The sequence below is a fragment of the Actinoplanes sp. NPDC023936 genome (assembly GCF_040639325.1).
GTDB lineage: Bacteria > Actinomycetota > Actinomycetes > Mycobacteriales > Micromonosporaceae > Actinoplanes.
The window spans coordinates 144,545-169,359 of sequence record NZ_JBEZZR010000016.1 but is presented as its reverse complement, the minus strand read 5'-3'; the positions used below and the strand labels follow the sequence as shown (position 1 = coordinate 169,359).

Here is a 24,815-nt window from a genome sequence, read left to right as displayed (position 1 = left end):
GCTACTCGGCGACCCGAGCGGACGGGCCGATGCAGCGCGACAACGAGGGGCGGCGCATCCCGACCGAGGTGTTCGCGGCGACGGTGACCGAGCTGAAAGAACTCATCGCCACGGTCGACGCCGACGTAGAGGTGGCCACCGCGTACCGAAATCGGTTGTGGGGGTCGATGCGCAGCCTGAGGCCCGCCCGCTGATGCCCGCCGACCCCGCCATGACGTCCGCGGCCGACGACCTCTCGCAGCGCTGCCGGCGGTGCGGAGCCGGGCCGGGTCAGCGCTGCGTGAACCTGTTCACCGACGCGATCAAGGACCAGCCCTGCTGGTCCCGCCGCCCTCCGATCGGCGACGACGACGAGCTGCCCACGCGCCTGATCGCCTCGCCCGCCGACTCACCTCGGCCCTGAAGCCACCCCTGCCCCGCAACAGAAGGAGAAAATGGTCGGAAGGGGGCAGGGCGGCTGCTCGGAAGGGCTGAAGCGGTCGGAGCGGGTCAGGCGTCGGCCTTCTTCAGCCGGTACGCGGCGGCGCCCAGGGCGACCACGACGTAGCCAGCGAAGACCGCGAGGCCCGCCCACGGCCCGAGCGACCCGTCGGCCGTGTGCAGCGACATGATCGCGCTGCCGGCGTTGCTCGGAAGGTAGGGCGAGAGGGTGTCGGGCAGCGAACCGGGCAGCAGCATGAACACGCCCGGCAGGATCAGCAGGGCCCCGGCCAGCACCGCGATGCTGGCGGCGCTCGACCGCAGGAGCATGCCGAGCGCGACACCGAGCACCGCGACCAGGCCCAGGTAGGCGCCCGCGCCGACCAGCGCCCGCAGCACGCCCTCGTCGCCCAGCCCCAGCGCCGGCACGCCGTCGTCCAGCATCGGCTTGCCGAGGACGAAGGCCAGCAGCGCGCCGGCGGTCATCACGGCGAACGACATCCCGCCGGCGACCAGCGCCTTGGCCCAGAGAACCGGCGTGCGACCCGGAACCGCGACGAACGTGGCCCGGACCATGCCCGTCGTGTACTCACTCGCGCCGAGCAGGGCGCCCAGCACACCGACGGCGAGCGACGCCAGCGTGCTGCCGGCCAGCGCCACGCTCACCGCGTCCATCCCCTCGGCGGAGACCGCGGCCGCGAGCAGGCCGAGCGCGACCAGCAGCACCGCTGACACGCCGGTGGTGACCCAGGTCGAGCGCAGTGAGGCGAATTTCGTCCACTCACCGGCGAGGACCCCGCCGAAGCGCAGCCGGTAGACGGGGCGGACGGGCGCCGGGGCGATCGTGGTGGTCGTCATCGGGCGAGCTCCAGGTGGCTGGTGTATTCGACGGACTCCCGGGTCAGGTCCATGAACGCCTCCTCGAGGGAGACGGTCTGCGCGGTGAGCTCGAACAGCGGGATGCCGTGCTCCGCCGCGATCAGGCCGATCTGCCGGGACGTCAGACCGGACACCACCAGCTGCTCCGCACCGGCCGCGGTGACCGTGACGTCCGGACCGGCGAGCAGCGAACCCAGCAGCTCGGCGGCCGGGCTGCCCACCCGCACCCCGCCACCGGCGGCCTTCGCGACGAGGCTCTCCACGCTGGTGTCGGCGAGCAGCCTGCCCCGGCCGATCACCACGAGGTGGTCGGCGATCAGCGAGGTCTCGCTCATCAGGTGGGAGGAGAGCACGACGGTGCGGCCCTCGGCCGCCAGCCGGGCGAGCAGGTTGCGCACCCAGAGCACGCCTTCCGGGTCCAGCCCGTTGACCGGCTCGTCGAGCATGACCACCGCCGGGTCGCCGAGCAGCGCGGCGGCGATGCCGAGCCGCTGGCCCATGCCGAGGGAGAAGTTGCCGACCCGCTTGCCGGCGACCGGGCGCAGACCGGCCAGCTCGATGACCTCGTCCACCCGCTGCCGCGGGATCCCGTGCGTGCGGGCCAGGGCGAGCAGATGGTTCACCGCGCTCCGGCCCGGATGCACCGCTTTCGCATCGAGCAGCACTCCGATCTCCTGCAGCGGCGCGGCGTGGTCGGTGTAGCGACGACCGTTGACCAGCACCTCACCCGAGGTCGGCGTGTCCAGCCCGACGATCATCCGCATGGTGGTGGACTTGCCGGCGCCGTTGGGCCCGAGAAAGCCCGTCACCTGCCCCGGCCGGGCGGTGAAGCTCAGATCGTCCACCACCGTCTTCTGCCCGTACCGCTTCGTGACGTGCCGAACCTCGATCATCGACGGTCTCCCCTCCTCGCACGGTGGCCGGCCCGGCTCGGGACGCCGTGCGCCGATTCGGCCGCCCCGGGCCCGACTTGAGATTCAGCGCCCTTCCGGATTCCGATGGTGCCGCGCCGGCCATGCCCGCGCCGTCGTCCAGGCGCAGGCTTTTCCCGCTACTACGGCCGCGGTACGCGGCGACGAGGAGATGACGCCCGGCGTAGCAGGCCCGGCCGAGCACGAGCGACGATCAGCCCGGTACGGGTTGCGGCCACCCCGCTGACTGTAATAGACATTGTTACGATGGCTTCGAACAGCAGGCTGACGATCGCGGCGCACGCGCTGGCGTGGCTGGAGCTGGCCCGCCGGCGTGGGCGGCCGTCGCTCACCTCCGACGAGGTCGCGGCGAGCGTCAACACCAACCCGGTGATCCTGCGGCGCAGCCTGGGTGACCTGCGCCGAGCCGGTCTGGTGACGGCCCGGCGCGGCACCGGCGCGGGTTTCGCGCTGGCCCGCCCGGCCGAGCAGATCTCGCTGCACGACGTGTGGCTGGCCGTCGAGGCGGAGCCGCTGCTCGCCCTGCATCACTCCGAGCCCAATCTCGAGTGCCCGGTGGGCCGCGGCATCCGGCCGGTTCTGACCGATGTGTACGACGAGGCGACCGACGCGTTCCGGGCGGTGCTGGCCCGGCAGACGATCGCCGGCGTCCTGGAGAGGATCCTCGAATGATCGTGGAGCTGCGGCGGTACACGGTGCGCCCGGGCCGCCGTGACGAGCTGATCGACCTGTTCGACGCCGCGTTCGTGGAGTCGCAGGAGGAGCTGGGGATGGCCGTGCTCGGCCAGTTCCGTGACCTCGACCGGCCGGACATGTTCGTCTGGCTGCGCGGCTTCCCCGACATGGCCGCGCGCGGGCGGGCGCTGCCGCGGTTCTACGGCGGTCCGGTGTGGAAGCGGCACGGGCCGGCGGCGAACGCCACGATGCTCGACTCCGACGACGTGCTGCTGCTCCGCGCTCTCGTGCCGCCGCCCCGGTCGGCCCGCGACGCCGGCGGGCCGGGGCCGGCGCTGCGGGCGACCATCTGGTACCGGGACCGGCCGTTCGACGACGCGGTCGCCGACCGGCTCACCGGCGCGGTGGCGGTCTTCTCCACGGAGTACGCGGAGAACAACTTCCCGCGGCTGCCGGTCCGCGAGGGTGAGCACGCGCTCGTCTGGTTCAGCCGATCCGACGGCCCCGGCGTCGAGGACCCCGCGCGGTTCGGCGTGGTCAGGACCGAGCGGCTGCGTCTCGCGCCGACCGCCCGTTCGGCGTTCCGGTGAAGTAGTCGCTTCCGGCGGGCCGGCCACGCCGCTCGGTCACCTTCTCCAGCTGCGGGATGTGTTTCGCGCAGTGGATGTAGGCCTCCCGCACCCGGGCCACGACCCAGAGCCGGGCCCGCCGTCCCGGCGGGGCGTCCTGCCGCTCCTCCGGGTCCTCGACGATCTCGGCGGTGCCGTTGAGGTGCAGCCCGACCGTGTCGCGGAAGTCCAGGAAGAGCAGCCCGACATGGGCGTTCTCGGTGATGTTGCCGAGGCTCGCCATGACGCCGTTGCCCCGGTACTCCGGCCAGCTCACGTGCTCGGCGTCGAGCACCCGGACGAACCCGGGCGGCCCGGCCCGGAACGTGCTGTCGCACTCGCCGCCCCGGTCGGCCGTGGCGACGAACATCATCTCCTGCCGGCTGATGAACCGGCACATCGCGTCGTTGAGGTGGTCCAGGGTCTGCCGTTCCGCGAAGGCGTCGGCGCGCTCGCGGGTGCCGAGTCTGTCCTGCAGTTGCCGCTCACCGTGGTTCATGATCGCCCTCCTGCTCGCCACTGCGGCACAGTGTCGTACCGTAATCAGTCGATTGCATAGAGTTGCAAGTTGCATTGATTCATTCCAATTTGTCCGATCATTGGGCGATCGGGCACGTCATCGCGGTATCGACAGGCGTCGTCTCCGGCCTGAGCTCACGCATCCTTGTCACCCGTTCGAGGGACCGTTGCTAGGCTGCCGGAATCGATTCGACGATCGGGGCGGCGTGAACACCATCGGCGAGATCGCCCGCCGGGCCGGCGTCTCCCGCAGCACGGTGTCGTACGTGCTCAGCGGCAAGCGGCCGGTCGCCGAGGAGACCCGCCGGCGCATCCAGGCCGTGATCGACGAGACCGGCTACCGGCCGAACGCCAGCGCCCGTGCCCTCCGCGAGGGCCGCACCCACACCGTGGGCCTGGTCATCCCGCCGGCCGGCGACCGGCTCACCGGCACGCAGCTCGGCTTCGTCGCCGCCGTCGTCGAGGCCGCCGCCCGCGCCGATCTCGACGTGCTGCTGTCACCCTCCGGCGGCGATCACGAGCGGTCGTTCACCCGCATCGTCGACGGCCGCCGCGTCGACGGCGCGATCCTCATGGAGGTCCGCCTCGACGACGACCGGGTGACCCGCCTGCAGCAGAGCGGCCTGCCGTTCGTCACGATCGGCCGCACCGCGCAGCCGACCGGCACGGCCTGGGTCGACGTCGACTACCAGGAGCTGATCTCCCGCTGCGTCGGGCACCTCGCCGACCTCGGCCACCGGCACGTCGCGCTGGTCAATCGGTCCGCCCACCTGGTCGCCGCCGGGTACGGCCCGGCCCGCCGCGCGCTGGCCGGCTTCACCGCCGCGCTCACCGAGCGCGGGCTGACCGGCGTCGACGTGTGCTGCGGCGACGACCCGGCAGCCGGCGAGGCCTGCGTGGAGAACCTGCTCGCCACCGACCCGGCGGTCACCGCGATCGCCACCGTCAACGAGGCGGCGCTGCCCGGCATCCGGCGCGCCCTCGACGCCGCCGGCCTGGTCGTGCCGCGGGACTTCGCGGTCACCGGCGTCGCGGCCCGGCAGCCGGCGGAGGACTTCCGCCCGCCGCTCACCGCCGCCGACGTGCCGGTCGAGGAGATGGGTACGCAGGCGGTGGCGCTGCTGCGGGAGAGGATCGCCACGCCCGCGGCACCGCCGGGGCACCGCCTCTACCGTCCGCCGATCTCCCTGCGATCCAGCACCGGCCCGGCCGCCCGCCGCTTCTCGTAGGCGCTCGCCAGGATCAGATAGCCGCTCGCCGTCCAGGTGTAGGCCCGGTCCCGCAGCCCCTCCCCGGTACGCGCGTCGAAGTTCTCCGCGAACCCGGACCGCTCGCACAGCGCCCGGAACTGCCGGCTGACCTCGTCGGCCAGGCCGGTGAAACCCGCGCGGCGCAGCCCGTCCTCGATCAGGACCGTCGACGGCGCCCAGATCGGGCCACGCCAGTACCCGTCGGCCGCGTGGTGCGGCGAGTCGAGCGGCTCGGTGGCCAGGCCGTACCCGGTCAGATGGTCCTCGATCCGCTCGGCGAGACGCGTGGCGATCGGCTCGGGCAGCTCCTCGCCGAGGACGATCGGCATCAGGTCGAGCAGGCTGGAGCTGCTGCGCCGCTCCCCGGTGCGCGGGTCGCGGGCCTCGAACCGGTCACCGGTCCACAGGTCCCGGATCATCGCGTCGCGGATCTCGTCGCCGATCCGCGCCCATTCCGCCGCCTCGTCACCGGCGCCCATCTCTGCCAGGCACCGGAGTTGCAGGACCAGGAAGGCGGCGAGATCCGCGCTCTGGATCACCCGGCCGCCGTCGAAGGTGGTGGCGTTGTCCCAGCCGCTGTCGTTGCCGTGCGTGTAGTGCGGCAGGATCGCGCCGGGCGCCCGGCGCGCGTCCAGCCAGAACCGCGTCCACCGCGTCAGCCGCTGGTAGGCGCGGGCCCGCTCGGCGTCGTCGGCCGGCATCAGCCGCCGCAGGGCCCAGCCGTGAATCGGTGGCTTCACGAAGTTGTGCAGGACCTCGGAGTGGGTGATCGAGTCCGGCAGCGCGCCGGACGCGTCCTGGTGGTCGAACGGCAGCTGGAACTGGTCCCAGGCCAGGCCCGGCTCACCGGCGGCGAGGGCGATGGCGTTGAAGCAGTGATCCCAGCTCCACACCTTGTCCATCCAGTGCTTGCTCATCAGCACCGCCGGACGGGTGACGAAGCCGGCCGGCGCGACGGTTGCCGACCACAGGACGTAGGCGGCGAGCTCGGCGGCCGGGGTCTCCGGGCTGCGCCACGGCGCCACCGCGTCGGCGAACGCGGCGAAATCCGGCGTCGCCGAGGTCGTCCGGGTCGCCTCGTAGGGTGGGCGGCCCGTCTCGTACTCCTCGATCGCGACCTCCCACGAGCCGGCCGGCAGGGTCACGGCACGCTCCGCCTCGCCGAGCGCCTCGGCGCCACTGACGCTCGCGGAACCCGACAGCACCGTGACCCGGTATCGGCGGCCGGTCTCGTAGGAGGTGAAGACGGCGGAGCCGTCGGCCGGATCCTGGTACAGATACGTGCCGCTGAACGGCGTCAGCGTCGCCGCCGCCGCGACGATCCGCAGCCCCAGGCCGTCGCCGCGGATCCGGACCGTGTCCGGCGTCCGGTAGGCCAGCTCGATCCGCCCGGCGCCGGCGTCCCAGCTCAGCAGCGCCGGGGTGGCGGTCACCGCGGCCGGCTCGGACGGGGCGAACCGCAGGACCGGGTGCATGCCGGTCTGGTGCGACACGAGATGCAGATCGCCGGCGACGGTGTTCTCGGCGATCACCGGCGAGATGCCGAACCAGGAGCCCCGGCAGCTGAACGGAATGTCCCGGATGGAGAACCGCATCGGTGACCTTCCCGGTCGGTGGGTGTCGAATCGATTCGAACCCTACCCGACGGTGAATTCCGCTCCGGTGAGGTCACGGATGCCCTCGACCGTCTGGCCCTCGGCCAGGCGGCGGAGCACCAGCCCGTCCGCTGTCACGTCGAAGACGGCTCGATCCGAGATGATCCGGTCGACCACGCCCGCGCCGGTCAGCGGCAGCGTGCACCGGTCGACGATCTTCGGCGAGCCGTCCTTGGCGACGTGCTCGGTCACCACGATCACCCGGGGCGTGCCGGCGACCAGGTCCATCGCGCCGCCCATCCCCTTGACCAGCTTGCCGGGGATCGTCCAGTTCGCCAGGTCGCCGTTCGCCGCGACCTGCAGCGCGCCGAGGATCGCGGTCTGCACGTGACCGCCCCGGATCATCGCGAACGACTGCGCCGAATCGAAGATCGAGGCACCGGGGAGCAGCGTGACGGTCTGCTTGCCGGCGTTGATCAGGTCGGCGTCCTCGTCGCCGTCGAACGGGAACGGCCCCATGCCGAGGATGCCGTTCTCGCTCTGGAGCGTCACCCGTACCCCGGCGGGGAGGTTGTTGGCGACCAGCGTGGGAATGCCGATGCCCAGGTTGACGTACTGGCCGTCGGTCAGCTCGGCGGCGGCGATAGCCGCCATCTCGTCACGCGTCCACACGGGCCCGCACCGTCCTCTGCTCGATGTCCTTCTCCGCGATCTCGGTGCGGACCAGGTGCTGCACGTAGATGCCGGGGGTGTGCACGTCGTCCGGATCCAACGAGGTCACGGAGGAGACCTCGGCGATGGTGACGCGCCCGGCGGCCGCGACGAGCGGGTTGAAGTTGCGGGCGGTGAGCCGGTAGCGCAGGTTGCCCTCGCCGTCGGCCAGGTGCGCGCGAACCAGGGCCAGATCAGCCACGATGCCGCGCTCGAGCACCGCCCGGACCCCGTCGAACTCGGCCATCGGCTTGCCTTCGGCGATCGGCGTGCCGGCGCCCGTCGGCGTGTAGAAGGCCGGAATCCCGGCGCCACCGGCCCGCAGCCGCTCGGCGAGCGTGCCCTGCGGGACGAACTCGACGTCGAGCACACCGTCGAGGTACTGCTGCGCGAACAGCCTGTTCTCGCCGACGTAGGACGCGAGCACCTTGCTGACCTGCTTGTTCTCCAGCAGCAGGCCGAGACCTTTGCCGTCCACGCCCATGTTGTTGCTGACGATGGTCAGGTCACGGACGCCGGTGTCCCGCAGGGCGATGATCAGCGACGTGGGGATGCCGCAGAGGCCGAAGCCCCCGACGGCGACCGTCATCCCGTCCCGGGCGACGGCGGCGACGGCTTTCGCCGCGCTGTCGACGAGTTTGCTCATGGCCCGGCAGGCTAGGCGGGTGATCCCGGCGACCCTCGCTGTGATCACCCAGCGGCTGCTGTGAGCATGTGGTGCTCATAATGTGAGCATGCAGGGAACCCAGTTGGTCAGCCGGATGGCAGCGGTGATGCGCCGCGTCGGCTCCAGCGCCTCCGAGGGCGTGACCACCGCCGAGGTCGCGGCGGCGACCGGCCTGCCCCGCTCGACCGCGCAGCGGGTGCTCGCCGCGCTCGCCGAGGAGGGCTTCGTCGACCGGGACGCGCGCCGCGGCCGGTGGTACCTCGGACCGGAGTTGTTCCTGCTCGGCTCGGTCGCCGCCGAGCGCTACGACGTGACGTCGACGGCCCGCGACGTCCTGCGGTCGCTGGCCGAGAAGACCGGCGAGAGCGCGTTCTTCTCGGCCCGGCGCGGCACCGAGACGGTCTGCCTGGCCGGCGTGGAGGGCAGCTTCCCGCTGCGCTCGCACGTGTTGCACGAGGGGATCCGGTTCCCGCTCGGCGTCGCGTCGGCGGGCCTGGCCATCCTCGCCTACCTCGCGCTGCCGGACGCCGAGGCCTACCTCGGCGAGCGCGGCGGCGAGCTGGCGGCGGCCTACGGAGAGCGTCACGACGCCGCTTCGCTCACCCGGCGGATCGCGTCGACCCGCAAGCGGGGGTACGCCGTGAACCCCGGCCTGCTCGTGCCCGGCAGCTGGGGCGTCGGCGCGGTCGTCTTCGACCGCACCGGCGCGCCGGCCTGGGCACTGAGCCTGACCGGGGTCGAGTCACGGTTCAGCGGTGAGCGCACGGCTCAGCTGGGGACGCTGCTGCTGGAGGCGGCGCACACCCTGTCGCAGCGGATCAGCCGCCGAGCTTCACCGTGAAGATCGGGCTGGCCGCCAGCTTCTTGAACGACGCCAGGCCGGCCGGGGTGCTGCCGATGCTGATGTCCCGGTCGCCCTCGTCGTCGGCCTTCGTGTCGAAGTGCACGATCGCCTTGATCGCGGGCCGCTTGACCAGCTCCGACACCACATCGTTGTAGACGAACGACTTGTCGGTGGCCTTGCCGATCCGGTGGTAGGCGCCCCACTCGGCGATCATGATCGGCTTGCCCGGGTGCTTGGTGACGGCCCAGTCGTAGAAGCCGGTGCCACCGCCGGTGGGCGCACGGTCGAGCAGGTCGCCGAAGTCGCCGTAGTGGTAGTAGCCCTTCTCGGCCGAGACGTAGGAGTCCAGGCCGATCCAGTCGACCACGCCGTCACCCGGGTACAGGTCCTTCCACCACGACTGCGCCAGCCACTTCTCGTTGCCCATGAACGCCAGCACGTTGACCACGTTGGACGCGCCCTTGGCCCGCAGCCGCTCGATCGTGTGCCGGTACATGGCGGCGTAGTCCTTCGCGGTCATCCCGGAGCCGGTCGCGGCGTTCACGTCGTTCTCCGGCTCGTGGTGCAGAACCAGGAAGAGCTTCTTCCCGTACGCCTTCGCGCGCGCGGCGAACGCATCGATGCGCTTGTCCTGCTCCCCCGCCGCGACCTTGGCCCAGCTGGAACCGTAGGCGATCTTCCAGTTGAGCAGCAGCACACGCGGGTTCGCGGCGTCGTTCGTCATCGCGATCTCGGCCTTGGTCGGGAACGCCTCGTCACCCTTGTGATAGGTGTGGAAGATCGTCGCGGTGCGGCCGCTCAGCTTCTCCCAGTTCCTGTGCTCGGTGTCGCGCGGGTTGCTGGTGAAGCCACCCGCCGCGCCACCCCAGAGCACACCGCAGGAGGGTACGAGCTTCGCCCCGGTGACGCAGTTCCGGTAGTCCCCCGCGGCGACCGGCGTGCTCGGCTTCGCCGGCGTGCCAGGCGCGGTCTTCGACGACGTGGTGATCACCAGCTCCGGACCGCCGCCGGCCCTGTTCTCGGCCGACTGGAACCGGATCACGCCGTTGGTCAGCGCCGACGTCACCGCGAACGAGTAGGTGCCCGGCCCGGTCACCTCGGCGCTCAGGTCGAATCCGACGCGGGTGTCGGCGGCCAGCGGCGTCACCGAGGCGACCGGCAGCCCGAGCTTCGGCGCGCTGCCCGAGGTCAGCTTCCCCTCGGTCCACGAGTTGTCCACGATCCGCGACACCGTGAGCTTGCCGGACGGCGTGCTCAGCGGCCGCAGGAACAGCCGGGCCTTCGTCACGCCGGCGCCGGCCGGCACGGTGAACTTCAGGAACACGGACTTGCTGTCGTTGCCCAGCTTGCCGGCGGCGAGCTTGTCCTCCGCGCCGAACGCCACGGCCGGGCGGCTGCTCGAGGTGTAGCTGTCGTCGGCGGCCGCGATCGCCAGCTCGGCGCCGGCCGCGGAGGCGGTGCCGGCCGCGGAGGCGGTGCCGGCCGCGGAGGCGGTGCCGGCCGCGGAGGCGGTGCCGGCCGCGGAGGCGGTGCCGGGCGCCAGCACCGCGGCGGCCCCGGACAGTACGGCGGTCAGAGCTGTCAGACTCGTCGGCAGCTTGGCGCGTCGCATTGAAGAATCTCCCCCGATTGTGTCCGACCGTTGTCGGCCGGCAGATGGAGAAGACTCCGGGTCCCGGGGTGCCCACCGGGTGCCCACGGCGGTGCCGCCCGGTTGCGGACGTCCGGGGACGCCAGGTTACGAACGTCCGGGCACGCCCGATTGCGATCAGTTGAGTGCGCCCGCGTCAGTGATGAGTGGTGCCGTTGTCGCAGCTCAGCGTCCGATCTTGTACTTCTATTACTGTTTCCGGTAGAGCCGGACGCGTCACGATGGGTGACCGTCCACGGGGAGCACTACGGGGTGTGCGGCATTCTGCGGGGCCTCCCGCGTCCGCGGCTTTCCGGAGAGCGCCGGCTTTACCCCGGATGCCGGCACACCCTGTGACGATCCGAGATAGCCGGGCGGCTGCGAGGGCGGCCGCATCACCCCGGCCTCGTCGCTCACCAGCACCGACTGCAAGATTCACTCAAGCTGATGGGAAAGGCCGGCACCGGGCCGGGGTGATCAGGTCAGCAGTGCCCGGGCCGTGGCCCGACCGGAGAGCCAGGCCGTCTGCACCCGCGGGCGCCCGAACGCGTCGCCGCAGAGCCACACCCGCCCGTCGACCGCGTACGGGCCGGCACCCTCCTCCGGCTGCGCATAGGTCCAGCGATGCACCCGCACCTGTGGCCGCGCCGACAAACCCAGCAGCTCACCCACCGCCTCGGCCAGGATCGGCCCGGCCTCCTCCGGCTGCTCCAGATACCGGCCGGCCAGCGCCGCCGTCGAGTGCGCGACGAGCACCGGAGCGCCATCGCCACGCCGGTCGCCGTCGTCGCACACCGTGGCGAGCACCGGGTGGTCGTTGACGAAGGCGCCGTGCCACGGACCCCACTCCCGGGACGGATAGGTGAGGACGGCGGCGATCACCGGCCGCCAGTTCTGTGCCCGCGCGGCGGCGGCGACGGCCGGCGGCGGGGACAGGCGGAGCGCCTGCGGGCCGGGCATGGCGAGCACGACGGCGTCCGCGTCCTCGGGCACCGCGTCGACGGGCGTCGACAGGCGGACGTCGAGGCCCTCGGCGAGCGAGGTGGCGAGGGATCGCAGCCCGCCGGGCGCGGCCCAGCGCATCGGCCCGGTCGTCGGTGCGCCGCCCGGGTGGACGGTCAGGGTGTCGGTCCACGGCCGGGCCAGGCCACGCGACTGCCACGACGCGACCTGCTCGGCGAAGCCCGGATCGTCGGCGACCAGGTAGGCGGCGCCGATGTCGGTGTACCGGCCGTCGTAGCGCTTGCTGGCCAGCCGTCCGCCGACGACCCGGCCGCGTTCGACGACGCGTACCCGGGCGCCGCCGCCGGTCAGCGCGCGAGCGCAGGAGAGCCCGGCGATGCCGGCGCCGATCACCACCACGTCCATGGTCAGACCCTACTCACGACCGGGATCTCCGGGCGCCGCCGGACGCGCTGGCCGAGCAGGATGCCGGCGAGGACCAGGGCCAGGCCGCCGAGTTGCCGCACGGTCAGCGTCTCGCCGGCGACCAGGACGCCCAGCAGCGTGCCGGTCACCGGATTGAGCAGTCCGATCAGGCCGACCGTTCCGGCGCTGAGGTGCCGCAGACCGGCGAACCACGCGGCGAAGGCCAGTGCGGTCGCGACGACGGAGACGTACCCGAAAGCGGTGAGCGCGCGCCCGTCCAGAGCCGGCGGCGAGCCCTCGATCGTGACGGCGGCGGCCACGAGCATCAGGCCACCCGCGACGAGCTGCCACGACGTCAGCGAGAACACGTCGATGCCGGCGCTCCACTTCTTGGCGAGCACGTATCCGCAGGACGACATCAGCATGGCCGCGACCGACGCGAGCACGCCGTGCGGGTTCACCGCGACCGGGCCGGTGAACAACATCAGGCAGACCCCCGCGATGCCGATCACGGCGCCGGCCAGGTGCGGCGCCTGCGGCCTTTCGGCCAGCGCGGGCCAGGCCAGCATCATGAGTACGATCGGCGAGAGCGCCATGATTGTCGATGCGATGCTCGTCGGCAGGGTCTGTGCGGCCAGATAGACGAGGGCGAAGAAGGCGCCCATGTTGAGCGTGCCGAGGACCAGCGACTTCCACCACCACGAGCCGGACGGCAGCCGCCGGCTGACCAGGAGCAGCAGAATCCCGGCGGGGAGGGCGCGGATCGCCGCGCCGTAGAGCGGATAGCCGGCCGGCAGGTACCGGTGTGTCACGAAGTAGGTGGTGCCCCACGCGATCGGCGCGAGGGCGGTGACCAGCACCCACCGCAATCTAGCTTCCATGGAAGGCAATATAGCTTCCGAGGAAGGTATATGCTTGCCCGGTGCCCGAACATTTCGACCACGTGGCCCGGATCCAGCGGGAATGGGCCCGGGAGAGGCCGGACCTCGACGTCACGCCGCAGGGTGTGATCGGCCGGCTGCACCGCCTCAGCGCCCACCTCACCGAGCAGCTCTGCGTCGTCTACCGGCGGTACGGCCTGGGCGAGGGAGAGTTCGACGTGCTCGCGGCCCTGCGCCGGGCCGGTGAGCCGTTCGAGCGCGCGCCCGGCGAACTGGCGGCGTTCACCATGGTCACCACCGGCGCGATGACCAAACGGCTGGACCGCCTGGAGCGCGACGGCCTGGTGACCCGCCGGCCCAGCGCCGCCGACGGGCGCGGCCGGGTGGTGGCGCTGACGACCGCTGGGCAAGAGCTGATCGACCAGGCGTTCACCGAGCACATGCGCAACGAGCGGCGGCTGCTCGACCAGCTCACGCCGGAGCAGGCAGCCGCGCTGGAGTCGCTGCTGACGACGTGGCTCGCGGCGTTCGAGACGCCGCTGTCCGAGCGGCGCCCCGACACTCGGTGACGCGGTTCAGTTGTCGGTCGTGAAGCGGAAGTCGCCGATCGCGTTGAGCTGGGCGCGGCGGTCGTTGATGGCGAAGGCGTAGGCGACGTGCCCGGCGGCCGTCGGGTGCATCGTCCCCGGGCAGAGCGGGTACCCAATGCACTCGGCGATCTGGTTGACCCACTCGCCGTTGGCCCCGGCGCAGGCCTCGTGCCCGTAGAACCGGTCCATCACCTGTGTGGTGGCCGCGATGATCTGCGCGTCCTCGGCGGCCAGGGCGATCACCCGGTTCATGTGGAAGGCCAGGTTCCGCATCATCTTCTTCTCGTCATCGCTGATCACCGCGCCGAAGGCGCTGGAGCACTGCGCGTTCGGCGGCGACACGACGAGCAGCGGATATCCGGCCGCGACCACGTCGGCGCCGGGCGCGCGGCGGCGGATCGCCAGGAACGTGCCCGCGAGCCGGCTGCGCAGCCCGTCGATGCGGGCGTGCAGGCCCGCCTCCTGCCCGGTGCAGTTGCCGCGAATGCAGTCGGTGATCACCGTCCCGAAGCCGGCGTCGTTACCGCCGATGGTCAGCGTGATCAGCACGTCGCCCGGGTTCTGGGGTATCCGCGGCAGCTGATCGTTGAAGATCTCATCGGTCTTGGCGCCGGCGCAGGCCAGGAGGTTCGGCCGCGGCTCCCACCCCGCGGGTACGAGGTACGCGTACGCCTTGGTGGTCTTCTTACAGGTGTTGTCGTAGTACTCGTCGTCCCCGCGAGCGCCGAGCCCCGAGGAGTACGAGTCGCCGAGTCCCCAGTAATGCTGATACGCCGAGATCCCGGCGGTGCGGATGTCCACGGTGTTCGACTGCGGCCCGAGCAGCGTGCCGTTGACCGGGATCACCCGCCACCGGTACCAGCGCCCGTCCCCGAGCAGCCCCGGCGTGAACGAGGTGGCCGCGACCGGGTACGGCAACCGCGACCAGGTCGGATTCGTCGACCCGAGATCCTTGACCTCGATGTAGTAACCGGTGACGCCGGCGACCGGGCTCCACGACAGGTTCACCTGGTTCTTGCCGGGCGAACCGTAGAGCTGTGGCCGGTCGGCGGGGAACGAGCCACCCGCGGTGGCCTGCTGCGCCGCACCGGGCGACCCGGCCATCAGCCCTTTCACCGGCACCATCCGGAACTGCACCGTCCATCCGGCGAGCAGGCCCTGCGCGGTCCAGGTGGTCCCTTCCACCGGGTACGGCAGCCGGGTGAACGCTGTCTCCCCGCGCGAGACGATCTTCTGTTCGATGAAGTGGGCGTTCGCGCCCGGCGTGGCCGGCCAGGAGATCTTGATGGCCCGGTCCTGGCTGGTCAGAGTGGGTGTGCCGCCGGCCACCGCCCACGGGACGTTGGTCGGCTGGGTGCCGTACGGCGTGCCGACGCCGAGCCCGGCCAGGGCGTCCGCGAACGTGGCGGCGATCCGCACCTCACCGGTGGAGTTCGGGTGGGTGCCGTCCCAGGTGTGCGCGGACGGATCCCAGTCGCCCTCGGTGCGTGCCGTGACGACCCGTGAGGTGCTCGTCGACCGTTGCGCGGCGAGCTGGTCGTACCGGGTGTTGAGGTCGGCGGTCGCGGCGGCGTCGAGCACCCGCTTGCCGTAGAAGTCGTACCGGGTGAGCACGTGCCCGATCACGATGCTCGCGGTCGGCTTGGCCGCGCGGACGTTCGCGATGAACTCGTCCATGTACCCGGCCACCTGCGCCGGCGTGGCGCCGAACCAGGCGAAGTCGTTGATGCCGAGGAGCACCAGCACGACGTCCGGGTTCGAGGAGCCGACCGCCGCGCCGATGGTGTCCTTCTCGTAGATCAGCGGCCGGCCCCACTGCGCGTGATGATCCTGATCGAAGTTCGGGTCGGCGTAGACGGTGGAGCCCTGCTGCTCGGCGATGTTGTCGTAGACGTACCGCCGATCGCCGACGAAGTCGGCCGCCCCCGGCGTGCTGGCCTGCAGTTTCTTCCAGAGCCGGTAGCGCCAGGTGTAGTCGTTGGCCGACCCCTGGGTGATCGAGTCACCGACGATCAGGACGCGGGCGGGCGCGGCGGCCCGGGCCGGCGTTCCGGCGACGGCGTACCCGGTGACGAGGAGCAGGACCATGGTGGCGCGCAGCAGAGTTCGCACGGGGTCACCTCCGATCGAACGCTAACCGTCAATATTTACCACCGTCTATCACCCATCCGGTCAGGCCGAGGCTGATGCGGCTGCCGCAGAAGGCTTCCGACGGCGGCGGCTGCGGCGACGGCGGCTGACCTGCCGGCACGGCCCGCCGGACGCGATGCGACGGCTGCCGCACCGGGCGACTTTCTGGTCAGGCGCTCAGCTCACGGAAGGCCCGATGTCAGCCCCGGCTCGGTTTGCGTCTCACGGTGAAGAAGACGCAGGCGAGGAGCAGACCACCGGCCGCCGTGAACATGACCGGAAAGCCGGTCCAGCCGTGCCAGCCACGGATCACTCGCGCTCTTCCGGGCTCATCCGCACGGTAGGAGAGCTGGACTGTCCGGCCCACCTGCGGAGCCTCGGTGACGGTTCTCGGATCAGCGAACGTCGCAGTCTCGCCGGTCGGCGTCTGGAAGGTGTAGACGGGCCGATAGCGGGTGGTCCAGACGGTTCGGCGCCGATTGGCGGAACGTTCGGTGTGGAAGCTGGTCGTGGTTGCCGCCGTGACGATGCCGTCGGGGTAGGCGGACTGGTCTGAGCGGAGCTCCAGGCCCAGGCCCAGAAACGCCGCTCCGGACGCGCTCAGCACGACCGCAGCGACGACATCGACGACCTTCATGCGATTCAGCGTAAGAGACCTGATCAACGCCGTCCGGAAGCCGGCTCTCCCGGAAGTCAGGCCGGCTGATCAGGCGAGCGGAGGGCGGCGGCACCGACCCTGGCGCCGAGGAACTTCGGCGCCATCTCGCAATAGCTGTCGATTATCACCTCGGTGATCTCCGTCCAGTCGGTGTGGTCACCGAGGTAGGCGACCACCACGTTGCTGCCCCACTCCGCGCGGACGAACGGGAAGCCACCGGCGGTCAGGCCGAGCAACTCGCCGGCGGGGGCCCGGAACGTCATCACGGTCGGCGCCTCGCCGTCGACCTGATGGCGGGCGTACGCCGGGTAGCGATCCAGGTCCGGCACGTACACATGAGCGAACGTCCGCGCGCGGATCCGCCAGCGGACGCCGATCCAGGCGGGCTCCTCACGTGTCTCGGGCAGGCCATCGCAGATCGATCGCAAGCGGTCCAAGATGTCCGGTGGCACGTCTCCAGGGCGCGACATGGGCAGGACAGTAACCGCACCCCCTGACAATTTCCGGCGATGCGGAACGAGCGCCGGGGCCGCCCGGTCATCGCTCGTCGAACTGCTTCAAGCGGCCGTCGACGTACACATCGTCCTACCCGCCCGTGATCGTCACCCGGTGTGCCTGCATCCGTGGTGAAGCGGGCGCTTCGGGAATGCTGTGGACGCTCCAGGCCCCACAGAATCACGCAAAGCCACAGTGCTCCACCATCGCGGTGACCGATCGTGACACCCCGGGTCGCCACCGGGCCGCCCGCTGGATAAATGCGACACGTCCAATGTGCAGACGGGCGGTGAGCGCACGCCGAAGCCGATCACCCGGGTGCCGTCACCCTCGAACAGGATCGGCGTCATGTGTGCTGGCCGCCGGATTGATCACACTTGTCGTGTTGACGCCATGTCCGTCAAGTCAATACGTCCGGGTTGACGCAACATGTTGAGATGACTTGCGCCGCCGGCATCAAGTCAACGCACCTGGGTTGACGCAGCATCAACTCAACGCGTCATCAACTCAACGCGTCATCAACTCAATACGTCCGAGTTGATCCAGACGAGTGCTGTGACTTGCGTCCGCTGAGCGGTCATGCGCGTACCCCTGCGGCTCAATATTGGGATTGACAGCCGGGCGCAGACTTTTATCGATGAATGCGAACGTGCAACAGGATCAGCGATACCGCTGGACCGCGCTGGTTTCCCTCGGCTGGCACCTCGCCGCGTTCACGGTGGCGCTGTTCTACAAGTGGGTGCCGCGCGAGGACTCGTCCTGTGACGACACCGGCGGCTGGTGCTTCACCGCGAAGGAATCAGCGGAGCTCATCTTCCTGCTCATCGTCGTGTTCCTGATCGCGTCGATGCTGGTGTCGCTGATGACGGCCGTCCCGCTGTCCCGCAAGGTGGCCTCACCGGTAGCGGCCGGCACTCTGGCCGCGGTGACGAGCGTCGTGCTGACCATCGTCGCCATCGTGCTCATCTTCGTCCTGAACGCCGCCGTATGACCGGCACTCCAACAGGAAGAACGACCGGCGCCCCAACAGGAAGAACGCCGCCGTATGACCGGCGCCCCAGCAGGAAGAACGCCGCCGCGTGACCGGCGCCCCTCCGGGGAACGCCGGTCACCATCACTCAGACGGCGCTGACCGGCTCCTTCTCAGCCGGCGCGTGCGTCACCGGGTGACTGCGCTCCAGCGCGGCCCCTTCGACGTCCACATTGGGCAGGATGCGGTCCAGCCAGCGGGGCAGCCACCACGCCGACGTGCCGAGCAGGTGCATGACCGCCGGGATGAGCAGCATCCGTACCAGGAAAGCGTCGGCCAGAACGCCGAACGCCAGGCCGAAGCCGAGCGACCGGATCATCGTGGTGTGGCTGAAGATGAACCCGCCGAAGACCGAGATCATGATGATCGCGGCGGCGGTGACCACGGTGCGGCCGGCGTGCAGGCCCTGCCGGACGGCGAGCCGGGCGGGCGCGCCGTGCGCGTAGGCCTCGCGCATGCCGGAGACCAGGAACAGCTGGTAGTCCATGGCCAGGCCGAACAGGATGCCGATCAGGATGGTCGGCAGGAAGCTGAGCACCGGCCCCGGGTCGTGCACGCCGAAGACCGCGCCGAGCCAGCCCCACTGGAAGATCGCGGTGATGCCGCCGAACGTGGCGAACAGCGACAGCACGAACCCGAGCGTGGCGGTCAGCGGCACCAGGATCGAGCGGAACACCAGGATCAGGATGATCAGCGACAGGCCGATCACGACGCCCAGGTAGAGCGGCAGCACGTCGGAGAGCTGCTCGGAGATGTCGATGTTGCCGCTGGCGCTGCCGGCCACGCCCAGAGCAGCGCCGCGCACCGACAGATCACGTAGGTCGCGCACCAGCTGCGCGGTGCTCTCGCTGTTCGGCCCCTCGGCCGGGATCACCTGGAAGGCGATCAGCTCGTTGTCGCTGGACTGCCCGATCGGCGCGACGGCAGTCACGTTGTCAACGGCCATGATCGCGCCGCCGATGCGAGCCTGCTCGGAAGAAGAGTCGGTGACCGGGGCGGGCAGCTCCGCGACGACCAGCAGCGGGCCGTTCACGCCGGCGCCGAACTTCTCCTCGATCAGCATGTAGGCCTGGTACTGGGTGGAGTCCTCCGCCTCCGACGAGCCGTCCGGCAGGCCGAGACGCATGGACAGCGCCGGGATCGCCAGCACGATCAGCACGGCCAGGCCGGCGACCGCCGTGAGCAGCGCCCGCGCGGTGCTCATCGGCGAGGAGGGCACCTTGCCGGCGTGCGACTGCCCGATCGTCGCCCGCAGCCGGCGAGGGAGGATCCTGGTGCCGAGCAGGGCCAGCAGGGCCGGCGTCAGCGTGACCGCGATGATCACGGCGACCGCGACGCAGATCGCGCCGACCGTACCCATCAGGCCGAGGAATCCGATGCCGGTGACGTTGAGCGCCAGCAACGCGACGAGCACCGTCGATCCGGCGAACACGACGGCGTTGCCGGAGGTGCCGTTCGCCAGGGCGATCGACTCGTGCAGCTCGACGCCGTCGAGCAGCTGGCGGCGATGCCGGTTCAGGATGAACAGGCAGTAGTCGATGCCGACCGCCAGGCCGAGCATCACGCCGAGCACCGGGGTGATCGACAGCATGTCGACCGCGCCGGAGAGGGCGAGCGAGGCGGTGACGCCGACCCCGACGCCGACCAGGGCGGTCAGGATCGGCAGGGCGGCGGCGATCAGCGCGCCGAGCATGACCAGCAGGGTGATCGCGGCGACGACCAGGCCGGCCACCTCGCCCACGCCGAGGATCTGCGGCACGCTCTGGGTGATCTCGTTGGAGAAGTCGGCCTCGACACCGGCCGGCACACCGTCGGTGACGTGGTCGATGACGGCGTCCTTGGTCTCCGGCGTGACGTCCATCTGCGCCTCGTCGAAGACGACCGAGGCGACAGCGGTGGTGCCGTCCTCGGACACCATCCGGATCTTCGACGACATGTCGAGCAGCTTCTGCGCGACGTCGAGTTTCGCGGCCTGCGCGTCCAGCTCGGCGCGCTCCGCGGCGAGCTGCTGTTTCTGCGCCTCCCGCTGGGCGTCGGGCAGCGCCGCGATCGCGGCCTCGGCCTGGTCCAGCTTCTCCCGGCCGCCGGCCAGCTGCTGCTGACCGCCCCGCACCTGCTGGGCCTGCTCGGTCAGCTGCTGCTGGGTGGTGAACGGGTCGGTGGCGGCCGCCACGCCGTCCAGCTCACCGGTGCTCTTCAGCAGCGCGCCGAGGGCGGCCTGCTGATCGGTGGTGAACGTCGATCCGTCGGCGGTGTGGAACACGATCGTCCCGCTGCCGCCGCTGGCGCTCGGGAACCGCTGGGCGAGCTGGTCGGTGACCTTCGCCGTCGCCGTTCCCGGGATGGTCACCTGCGACGACAGCGTGCCGCCGAGGGTGAGGTAGGCGGTGACGGACAGCCCCAGGACCACCATCCAGGTGATCAGGACGGCCCAGGCGCGCCGGGCACTGAAGCGCCCCACGCGATACAGCAATTCAGCCATGTCTTCCCTTAGTAGCCGGTTTTTGACGCTAGTAGCCGGTTTTGACGCTCGAGATCAGCCGGTCGAGCAACGCGCGCCACAGCGCCAGGGCGCCCTCGTCGGTGGCCGCGCCGGTGATCGACAGCCAGTGCTCCGCGATCACCTCGGTGCCGTGCATCAGCGCGCTGACCAGCAACTCCGCTTCCAGAGGATCAAGACCCTCATTGCGTACGGCCAACTCGCGCGCCAATTCCGTGGTGGTCCGCGCGAACGTCGCCTGGAAGATCTGCCGGGGCCGGGGGTCCCCCTTGTCGAACCCGCCGAGGGCCCGCCACAGGAACGCGAGGAGTCCCGGCACGTCGGTGGCCCGCAGCGCCTCGGCGAGAGTCGCGAACGCCTCGGCGCGCGTGCCCGGCCCGGCCTGGCCGGCGGTCACCACCTGACGGAACCGCTCGATCACCACGCCGAGCATGTCGCTACAGACGGTGGTGACGACGTCATCGATCGACGCGAAGTGATTGAAGATCGTGCGCCGCGAGACATCCGCGCGCTCGGCCAGCTGATCCACGCTGAACCGCGCCGCGGAACCCTCACTGATCAGCTCTTTGGCCGCGTCGAGGATCGCCCGCCGATGCCGGGCCTTGAGCGCCGCCCGGCGATCGGCATGCTCAGCAGTCACGGTCACAAGGGTAGACTAAGTGCATCGTTGCACCGCGTGCAATTACGCAGAGGTTAACGTTGCCGAGCGTCAGGCCGCGTCACGGCGGCGGAAGCTGAGGGCGCCGGCTCCCAGCGCCAGCAGCACGTAGCCGGCGGTCACCGCGGCCGCGCCTCCCGGGGACAGCAGGTAGGGGTGGTCGCTGCCGGCCAGTTGCGGGGTGAGGTTGGGTAGCAGGACCGAGGCGAGGCGGAGCTGCCAGACGACCGGCAGGAAGTGCGCGAAGATCGGCATGACCAGGACCAGCGCTCCCAGCGTGGTGAGCGCGGCGGCGGTCGACCGCAGCAGGGTGCCCAGGCCGAGCGCCACCAGGCAGGTGACGCCGGCGAGCAGTGTCGCGCAGAGGACCGTCGGGACGGCGTCCGTCCACTGCGGCCACGGGTTGAACGGCTGCGGCCGGGAGCCGAGCGTGAGCCGGGCGACGGCGAAGGCCGCCAGCGCGAAGAACGCCCCGCCGCCGAGCCCGGTCAGGCCCGCCACCGCGGCCTTGGCGCCGAGCAGGACCCGGCGCTGCGGCACGGCCAGCAGGGACGGCCCGATCGAGCGGGTGGTGTACTCGCTGGTGATCAGCATCGCGCCGATCGCGCCGACGAAGAACATCACGAACGGCATGGTCACCACGGTCGGGTCGGCGGTCTCGAAGTTCGCCCGGTCGGCCGGGACGGCCGCGTCGTACGACTGGACCATGAGGAACAGGATCGTCGCGCCCAGCGCGGTGACGAGCACCCCGCCGGTCAGGAAGGCCCAGGTGGATCGCAGGGTGCGAACCTTCATCAGCTCGGCGGCGACGGCGTCCCGGAACGTTCCGGAGGAAATCCGCACGGCGGTCATCGGACCAGCTCCTTCTCCATGGTCGCGGCCCGGTACTCCACGGCCTCGTTCGTCATCTCCAGGTAGACGTCCTCGAGCGTGGCGCTGCGCGGCGTCAGCCCGTGGATCGGTATCGCGGCGGCCGCGGCGGCGTCCCCGATGGCCGGCGCGTCCACACCTGTCGCGACCAGATCGCCCTCCGCGGTACGCGACACCGACGCGCCCAGCCGGCGCAGGAGCGGGACCAGCTCGTCCGCCCGTGGTGTCCGCACGAGCACGTCTCGCGCGAACCTCGCGCCCATCTCGGCCACCGACGTGTCCTCGATCAGCCGGCCCTTGCCGATGATCAGGACCCGGTCGACGGTGAGCGCCATCTCGCTCATCAGGTGGCTGGAGAGCAGCACCGTACGGCCCTCGGCGGCGAGCGCGCGCAGGGTCGAGCGGATCCACCGGATGCCGGCCGCGTCCAGGCCGTTGACCGGCTCGTCCAGGACGACCACCGCCGGGTCGCCGAGCAGGGCGCCGGCGATGCCCAGACGCTGCTTCATGCCGAGCGAGAACCCGCCGACCCGCTTGTGCGCCACACTCGTCAGCCCGACGCGATCGAGCGCCTCGTCCACCCGTACCCTCGCAATGCCGTTGCTCCTGGCCAGGCAGGCGAGATGGGTGTGCGCGGTGCGGCCGGGATGAGCCGCGTCGGCGTCGAGCACCGCGCCGACCTGGTGCAGCGGGTGGCGGATCCGGTCGTAGCGCCGGCCGCCGATCAGGGCCTCCCCCGACGTCGGGTGGTGCAGGCCCAGCATCATCCGCAGGGTGGTCGACTTGCCCGCGCCGTTGGGACCGAGGAATCCGGTCACCACACCCGGCTGGACCTCGAAGGACAACCGGTCTACGGCCAGTGTCGGACCGTACCGTTTGGTCAGCTCTCGCAGCTCGATCATGTGTCCCATCGTGTCGGCGGAACCGGGTCCGGCGCGTCTGACCACGGTCGGAAGCCGATGTATGACCGTGGTCAGACGCGCCACGGCACGCGGATCGGTAGGTTGGCCGCGTGACCCGGCCCCGCGGATTGATGTTGCTCGACGCTGCTGTCGCTGTGTTCCTGACCTGTCTCGCCGCCTACGCGACTCTGGACCCGCCCGGCCCCGCGTTCACCGGCCCGGTCGGTGTCGTGTGGCTGGCCGCCGCCGCTACCGGGCTGCCGATCGCGGCGCGCCGTCGCCGGCCGCTGCCGGTGCTGGCCGTGGTGGCGGCGGCCGCCGCTGTCGCGACCGCGACCGGCGTGATCGGCCTCGGCATCATCGCGGTGGCCTGGTTCCCGGTGGTGCTCGCCCTCTACACGGCGGCCACCGTCGCCGGGCGGGTCACCGCCCTGATCGCGCTGACCGGCAGCCTGGCCGCGCCGGCCGTCACCATCCCGTGGCTCTACGCGCGCACCGGGATCACCTCGGCCGACGCCGCCGCCAGCGAGGTGGCGCTGTGGTGGCCGGTCGAGCTGGGTGTCGTCCTGATCGCGCTGGTGCTGGCGTGGATCGCCGGGCGGCTGATCCGGTGGCGGCGGTCCCTCCAGGCCGAGGCGGCCGGCCGCCTGGCCCGCGACGCCGTCGCCGAGGAGCGGCTACGGATCGCCCGCGAGCTGCACGACATCGTCGGCCACAGCCTGAGCCTGATCGCGGTGAAGGCCACCGTGGCGAACCACATCGCCGAGCAGCGGCCGGACGAGAGCCGGGCCGCGCTGCTGACCATCGAGAAGACGAGCCGGTCGGCGCTCACCGAGATCCGGCGGCTGCTCGACGTGCTGCGCGCCGACGACGACTCCGCCGAGCTCGCCCCGTCGCCGGGCATCGCCCAGCTGCCCGGCCTGGTCGCCGGCCTGGGCGCCGCCGGCCCGCAGATCGACCTGGACGCCGACAGCGCCGCGGAGCTGCCGGTGGCGGTCGACGTCACCGTCTACCGGATCGTGCAGGAGTCGCTGACCAACGTGATGAAGCACGCGGACGCGGCCCGGTGCCGGGTCACCGTGCGGGTGGACGGCGGCCGGGTCCGGATCGAGGTGTGCGACGACGGCCGGGGCCGCCGGTCGGCCGGCAGACCGGGCGGCCAGGGGCTGATCGGGATGCGCGAGCGTGTGAGCATGTACGGCGGCACGCTGTCCACCGGACCCCGGCCGGAGGGCGGTTTCCGGGTGGCGGCCGAGATCCCGTACGCCACGACCGAAGAGGCCGCATGAGTGACGTCTCCGTACTCCTCGCCGACGACCACGCCCTGATGCGGGAGAGTTTCCGGGCACTGCTCGACGCGTCGCCCGGATTCACCACCGTCGGCGAGGCCGGCACCGGCGCCGAGGCGGTCCGGCTGGCCGGCGAGCACCGGCCGGACGTGGTGCTGATGGACGTCCGGATGCCGGAGATGGACGGCATCGAGGCGACCCGGCAGATCTGCTCGGCGCTGCCGTCGGTGCGGGTGCTCATGCTGACGACCTTCGACCTCGACGAGTACGTCTACGCGGCGCTCCGGGCCGGCGCCAGCGGGTTCCTGGTCAAGGACGCCACGGCGGCGGAGCTGCTGAACGGCATCCGGCTGGTCGCCGCCGGGGAGGCCCTGCTGGCGCCCCGGGTGACCCGCCGGTTGATCGCCGCCTTCACCGGGCAGGGCGGCGGGCCGCCGGTGGGACTGGACGCGATCACCGACCGGGAGCGGGAGGTGCTGGAGCTGATCGCCCGGGGACTGTCCAACACCGAGATCGCCGAACACCTGTACCTGGGCGTGGGCACCGTGAAGACCCACATCGGCCGGCTGCTGAGCAAGCTCGGCGCCCGCGACCGGGCCCAGCTGGTGATCACCGCGTACGAGTCGGGGCTGGTCAGTCCCCGTGGGTCGGTCTGACACGACGGCCCGGTGCCGCATCTCGTCGGCACCGCCCTCGCCGGGGGCTGCGGTGCGC

26 protein-coding genes are annotated in these 24,815 nt (G+C 71.3%); 10 read left to right on the top strand and 16 right to left on the bottom strand.

The window, feature by feature from the left end; all coding sequences use genetic code 11:
* Together AB0F72_RS22200 and AB0F72_RS22195 are read left to right on the top strand one after the other, a co-directional pair.
* On the top strand, positions 1–194 hold a 194-nt coding region (locus AB0F72_RS22200), incomplete at its 5' end, for a hypothetical protein (protein WP_360434401.1).
* The gene (locus AB0F72_RS22195) at positions 194–403 is read left to right on the top strand and encodes a hypothetical protein (RefSeq protein ID WP_360434398.1); all 210 of its coding nucleotides are present in this window, start codon (positions 194–196) and stop codon (positions 401–403) included. The genes AB0F72_RS22200 and AB0F72_RS22195, both read left to right, overlap by 1 nt.
* An 86-nt stretch (positions 404–489) precedes the next feature.
* Here the strand turns inward: AB0F72_RS22195 and AB0F72_RS22190 are convergent, their stop codons facing one another.
* Positions 490–1,278 (bottom strand): ABC transporter permease, encoded by a 789-nt coding sequence (locus AB0F72_RS22190; protein WP_360434395.1) that lies wholly within the window; start codon positions 1,276–1,278, stop codon positions 490–492.
* Entirely contained in the window at positions 1,275–2,192 is a 918-nt protein-coding gene (locus tag AB0F72_RS22185; protein WP_360434392.1) for an ABC transporter ATP-binding protein, read from the bottom strand. Before AB0F72_RS22185 ends, AB0F72_RS22190 begins: the two co-directional genes overlap by 4 nt.
* 285 nt (positions 2,193–2,477) lie before the next feature.
* Between AB0F72_RS22185 and AB0F72_RS22180 the strand changes: the two genes are divergently transcribed.
* The gene (locus AB0F72_RS22180) at positions 2,478–2,903 is read left to right on the top strand and encodes an Rrf2 family transcriptional regulator (protein ID WP_360434389.1); all 426 of its coding nucleotides are present in this window, start codon (positions 2,478–2,480) and stop codon (positions 2,901–2,903) included.
* Positions 2,900–3,496, top strand: a complete 597-nt coding sequence (locus AB0F72_RS22175) for an NIPSNAP family protein (RefSeq protein ID WP_360434386.1) — start codon at positions 2,900–2,902, stop codon at positions 3,494–3,496. Before AB0F72_RS22180 ends, AB0F72_RS22175 begins: the two co-directional genes overlap by 4 nt.
* On the opposite strand, the gene AB0F72_RS22170 is transcribed toward AB0F72_RS22175, so the two are convergent.
* On the bottom strand, positions 3,444–4,013 hold the full coding sequence (locus tag AB0F72_RS22170) for a pyridoxamine 5'-phosphate oxidase family protein (RefSeq protein ID WP_360434383.1): 570 nt from the start codon (positions 4,011–4,013) through the stop codon (positions 3,444–3,446). The genes AB0F72_RS22175 and AB0F72_RS22170 overlap by 53 nt on opposite strands.
* Positions 4,014–4,239: 226 nt before the next feature.
* Here AB0F72_RS22170 and AB0F72_RS22165 point away from each other — a divergent pair, with 226 nt between their 5' ends.
* On the top strand, positions 4,240–5,262 hold the full coding sequence (locus AB0F72_RS22165; protein WP_360434381.1) for a LacI family DNA-binding transcriptional regulator: 1,023 nt from the start codon (positions 4,240–4,242) through the stop codon (positions 5,260–5,262).
* Here AB0F72_RS22165 and AB0F72_RS22160 read toward each other — a convergent pair.
* From AB0F72_RS22160 to AB0F72_RS22150, 3 genes are read right to left on the bottom strand one after another with little or no spacing between them, the layout of a single operon-like run.
* Positions 5,202–6,878, bottom strand: coding sequence for a glycogen debranching protein (locus AB0F72_RS22160; RefSeq protein WP_360434378.1), 1,677 nt, complete (start codon positions 6,876–6,878; stop codon positions 5,202–5,204). The two genes, AB0F72_RS22165 and AB0F72_RS22160, sit on opposite strands and share 61 nt — an antisense overlap.
* 42 nt (positions 6,879–6,920) lie before the next feature.
* Entirely contained in the window at positions 6,921–7,532 is a 612-nt protein-coding gene (locus AB0F72_RS22155) for a 3-oxoacid CoA-transferase subunit B (RefSeq protein ID WP_360434419.1), read from the bottom strand.
* Positions 7,533–7,536: 4 nt separating this feature from the next.
* The gene (locus AB0F72_RS22150; RefSeq protein ID WP_360434375.1) at positions 7,537–8,235 is read right to left on the bottom strand and encodes a CoA transferase subunit A; all 699 of its coding nucleotides are present in this window, start codon (positions 8,233–8,235) and stop codon (positions 7,537–7,539) included.
* 88 nt (positions 8,236–8,323) lie between these two features.
* On the opposite strand from AB0F72_RS22150, the gene AB0F72_RS22145 reads away from it, so the two are divergent.
* Entirely contained in the window at positions 8,324–9,097 is a 774-nt protein-coding gene (locus AB0F72_RS22145) for an IclR family transcriptional regulator (protein ID WP_360434372.1), read from the top strand.
* Here AB0F72_RS22145 and AB0F72_RS22140 read toward each other — a convergent pair.
* From AB0F72_RS22140 to AB0F72_RS22130, 3 genes are all read right to left on the bottom strand, one after another.
* A complete protein-coding gene (locus AB0F72_RS22140) occupies positions 9,075–10,712 on the bottom strand; it encodes a DNRLRE domain-containing protein (protein ID WP_360434369.1) in 1,638 nt (545 codons plus the stop codon). The two genes, AB0F72_RS22145 and AB0F72_RS22140, sit on opposite strands and share 23 nt — an antisense overlap.
* 495 nt (positions 10,713–11,207) lie before the next feature.
* Positions 11,208–12,092 (bottom strand): FAD-dependent oxidoreductase, encoded by an 885-nt coding sequence (locus AB0F72_RS22135; RefSeq protein ID WP_360434416.1) that lies wholly within the window; start codon positions 12,090–12,092, stop codon positions 11,208–11,210.
* Positions 12,093–12,100: 8 nt separating this feature from the next.
* A complete protein-coding gene (locus tag AB0F72_RS22130; RefSeq protein WP_360434366.1) occupies positions 12,101–12,979 on the bottom strand; it encodes a DMT family transporter in 879 nt (292 codons plus the stop codon).
* 41 nt (positions 12,980–13,020) lie between these two features.
* Between AB0F72_RS22130 and AB0F72_RS22125 the strand changes: the two genes are divergently transcribed.
* The gene (locus AB0F72_RS22125; protein ID WP_360434363.1) at positions 13,021–13,548 is read left to right on the top strand and encodes a MarR family transcriptional regulator; all 528 of its coding nucleotides are present in this window, start codon (positions 13,021–13,023) and stop codon (positions 13,546–13,548) included.
* A 6-nt stretch (positions 13,549–13,554) separates the two neighbouring features.
* On the opposite strand, the gene AB0F72_RS22120 is transcribed toward AB0F72_RS22125, so the two are convergent.
* The 3 genes from AB0F72_RS22120 to AB0F72_RS22110 all read right to left on the bottom strand — a co-directional run bounded on the left by AB0F72_RS22120 (position 13,555) and on the right by AB0F72_RS22110 (position 16,827).
* Positions 13,555–15,681 (bottom strand): GDSL-type esterase/lipase family protein, encoded by a 2,127-nt coding sequence (locus tag AB0F72_RS22120; RefSeq protein ID WP_360434360.1) that lies wholly within the window; start codon positions 15,679–15,681, stop codon positions 13,555–13,557.
* Positions 15,682–15,898: 217 nt separating this feature from the next.
* A complete protein-coding gene (locus AB0F72_RS22115) occupies positions 15,899–16,336 on the bottom strand; it encodes a DUF3592 domain-containing protein (RefSeq protein ID WP_360434358.1) in 438 nt (145 codons plus the stop codon).
* Positions 16,337–16,392: 56 nt separating this feature from the next.
* On the bottom strand, positions 16,393–16,827 hold the full coding sequence (locus AB0F72_RS22110; RefSeq protein WP_360434355.1) for an MmcQ/YjbR family DNA-binding protein: 435 nt from the start codon (positions 16,825–16,827) through the stop codon (positions 16,393–16,395).
* A gap of 662 nt (positions 16,828–17,489) precedes the next feature.
* Between AB0F72_RS22110 and AB0F72_RS22105 the strand changes: the two genes are divergently transcribed.
* Positions 17,490–17,843, top strand: coding sequence for a hypothetical protein (locus tag AB0F72_RS22105; RefSeq protein WP_360434352.1), 354 nt, complete (start codon positions 17,490–17,492; stop codon positions 17,841–17,843).
* A gap of 127 nt (positions 17,844–17,970) precedes the next feature.
* Here the strand turns inward: AB0F72_RS22105 and AB0F72_RS22100 are convergent, their stop codons facing one another.
* From AB0F72_RS22100 to AB0F72_RS22085, 4 genes are all read right to left on the bottom strand, one after another.
* Positions 17,971–20,364 (bottom strand): MMPL family transporter, encoded by a 2,394-nt coding sequence (locus AB0F72_RS22100; protein WP_360434349.1) that lies wholly within the window; start codon positions 20,362–20,364, stop codon positions 17,971–17,973.
* A gap of 28 nt (positions 20,365–20,392) precedes the next feature.
* Positions 20,393–21,022, bottom strand: coding sequence for a TetR/AcrR family transcriptional regulator (locus AB0F72_RS22095; protein ID WP_360434346.1), 630 nt, complete (start codon positions 21,020–21,022; stop codon positions 20,393–20,395).
* 69 nt (positions 21,023–21,091) lie between these two features.
* Positions 21,092–21,892, bottom strand: coding sequence for an ABC transporter permease (locus tag AB0F72_RS22090; RefSeq protein WP_360434343.1), 801 nt, complete (start codon positions 21,890–21,892; stop codon positions 21,092–21,094).
* The gene (locus tag AB0F72_RS22085) at positions 21,889–22,812 is read right to left on the bottom strand and encodes an ATP-binding cassette domain-containing protein (protein WP_360434340.1); all 924 of its coding nucleotides are present in this window, start codon (positions 22,810–22,812) and stop codon (positions 21,889–21,891) included. Before AB0F72_RS22085 ends, AB0F72_RS22090 begins: the two co-directional genes overlap by 4 nt.
* A 110-nt stretch (positions 22,813–22,922) precedes the next feature.
* Between AB0F72_RS22085 and AB0F72_RS22080 the strand changes: the two genes are divergently transcribed.
* Both AB0F72_RS22080 and AB0F72_RS22075 read left to right on the top strand, forming a co-directional pair.
* On the top strand, positions 22,923–24,101 hold the full coding sequence (locus AB0F72_RS22080) for a sensor histidine kinase (protein ID WP_360434336.1): 1,179 nt from the start codon (positions 22,923–22,925) through the stop codon (positions 24,099–24,101).
* Complete coding sequence (locus tag AB0F72_RS22075; protein ID WP_360434333.1) at positions 24,098–24,757, top strand: response regulator transcription factor; 660 nt, start codon at positions 24,098–24,100, stop codon at positions 24,755–24,757. Before AB0F72_RS22080 ends, AB0F72_RS22075 begins: the two co-directional genes overlap by 4 nt.
* Positions 24,758–24,815: the final 58 nt, after the last annotated feature.

What these genes read in the sequence shown, in the direction of transcription:
- AB0F72_RS22145 (WP_360434372.1), top strand. Translation starts at nt 8,324, where the DNA reads ATGCAGGGAACCCAGTTGGTCAGCCGGATGGCAGCGGTGATGCGCCGC.
- AB0F72_RS22085 (WP_360434340.1), bottom strand. Translation starts at nt 22,812, where the DNA reads ATGATCGAGCTGCGAGAGCTGACCAAACGGTACGGTCCGACACTGGCC.
- AB0F72_RS22075 (WP_360434333.1), top strand. Translation starts at nt 24,098, where the DNA reads ATGAGTGACGTCTCCGTACTCCTCGCCGACGACCACGCCCTGATGCGG.
- AB0F72_RS22105 (WP_360434352.1), top strand. Translation starts at nt 17,490, where the DNA reads ATGAATGCGAACGTGCAACAGGATCAGCGATACCGCTGGACCGCGCTG.
- AB0F72_RS22170 (WP_360434383.1), bottom strand. Translation starts at nt 4,013, where the DNA reads ATGAACCACGGTGAGCGGCAACTGCAGGACAGACTCGGCACCCGCGAG.
- AB0F72_RS22150 (WP_360434375.1), bottom strand. Translation starts at nt 8,235, where the DNA reads ATGAGCAAACTCGTCGACAGCGCGGCGAAAGCCGTCGCCGCCGTCGCC.
- AB0F72_RS22185 (WP_360434392.1), bottom strand. Translation starts at nt 2,192, where the DNA reads ATGATCGAGGTTCGGCACGTCACGAAGCGGTACGGGCAGAAGACGGTG.
- AB0F72_RS22155 (WP_360434419.1), bottom strand. Translation starts at nt 7,532, where the DNA reads ATGGCGGCTATCGCCGCCGCCGAGCTGACCGACGGCCAGTACGTCAAC.
- AB0F72_RS22090 (WP_360434343.1), bottom strand. Translation starts at nt 21,892, where the DNA reads ATGACCGCCGTGCGGATTTCCTCCGGAACGTTCCGGGACGCCGTCGCC.
- AB0F72_RS22180 (WP_360434389.1), top strand. Translation starts at nt 2,478, where the DNA reads ATGGCTTCGAACAGCAGGCTGACGATCGCGGCGCACGCGCTGGCGTGG.
- AB0F72_RS22195 (WP_360434398.1), top strand. Translation starts at nt 194, where the DNA reads ATGCCCGCCGACCCCGCCATGACGTCCGCGGCCGACGACCTCTCGCAG.
- AB0F72_RS22190 (WP_360434395.1), bottom strand. Translation starts at nt 1,278, where the DNA reads ATGACGACCACCACGATCGCCCCGGCGCCCGTCCGCCCCGTCTACCGG.
- AB0F72_RS22160 (WP_360434378.1), bottom strand. Translation starts at nt 6,878, where the DNA reads ATGCGGTTCTCCATCCGGGACATTCCGTTCAGCTGCCGGGGCTCCTGG.
- AB0F72_RS22115 (WP_360434358.1), bottom strand. Translation starts at nt 16,336, where the DNA reads ATGAAGGTCGTCGATGTCGTCGCTGCGGTCGTGCTGAGCGCGTCCGGA.
- AB0F72_RS22100 (WP_360434349.1), bottom strand. Translation starts at nt 20,364, where the DNA reads ATGGCTGAATTGCTGTATCGCGTGGGGCGCTTCAGTGCCCGGCGCGCC.
- AB0F72_RS22175 (WP_360434386.1), top strand. Translation starts at nt 2,900, where the DNA reads ATGATCGTGGAGCTGCGGCGGTACACGGTGCGCCCGGGCCGCCGTGAC.
- AB0F72_RS22130 (WP_360434366.1), bottom strand. Translation starts at nt 12,979, where the DNA reads ATGGAAGCTAGATTGCGGTGGGTGCTGGTCACCGCCCTCGCGCCGATC.
- AB0F72_RS22110 (WP_360434355.1), bottom strand. Translation starts at nt 16,827, where the DNA reads ATGTCGCGCCCTGGAGACGTGCCACCGGACATCTTGGACCGCTTGCGA.
- AB0F72_RS22140 (WP_360434369.1), bottom strand. Translation starts at nt 10,712, where the DNA reads ATGCGACGCGCCAAGCTGCCGACGAGTCTGACAGCTCTGACCGCCGTA.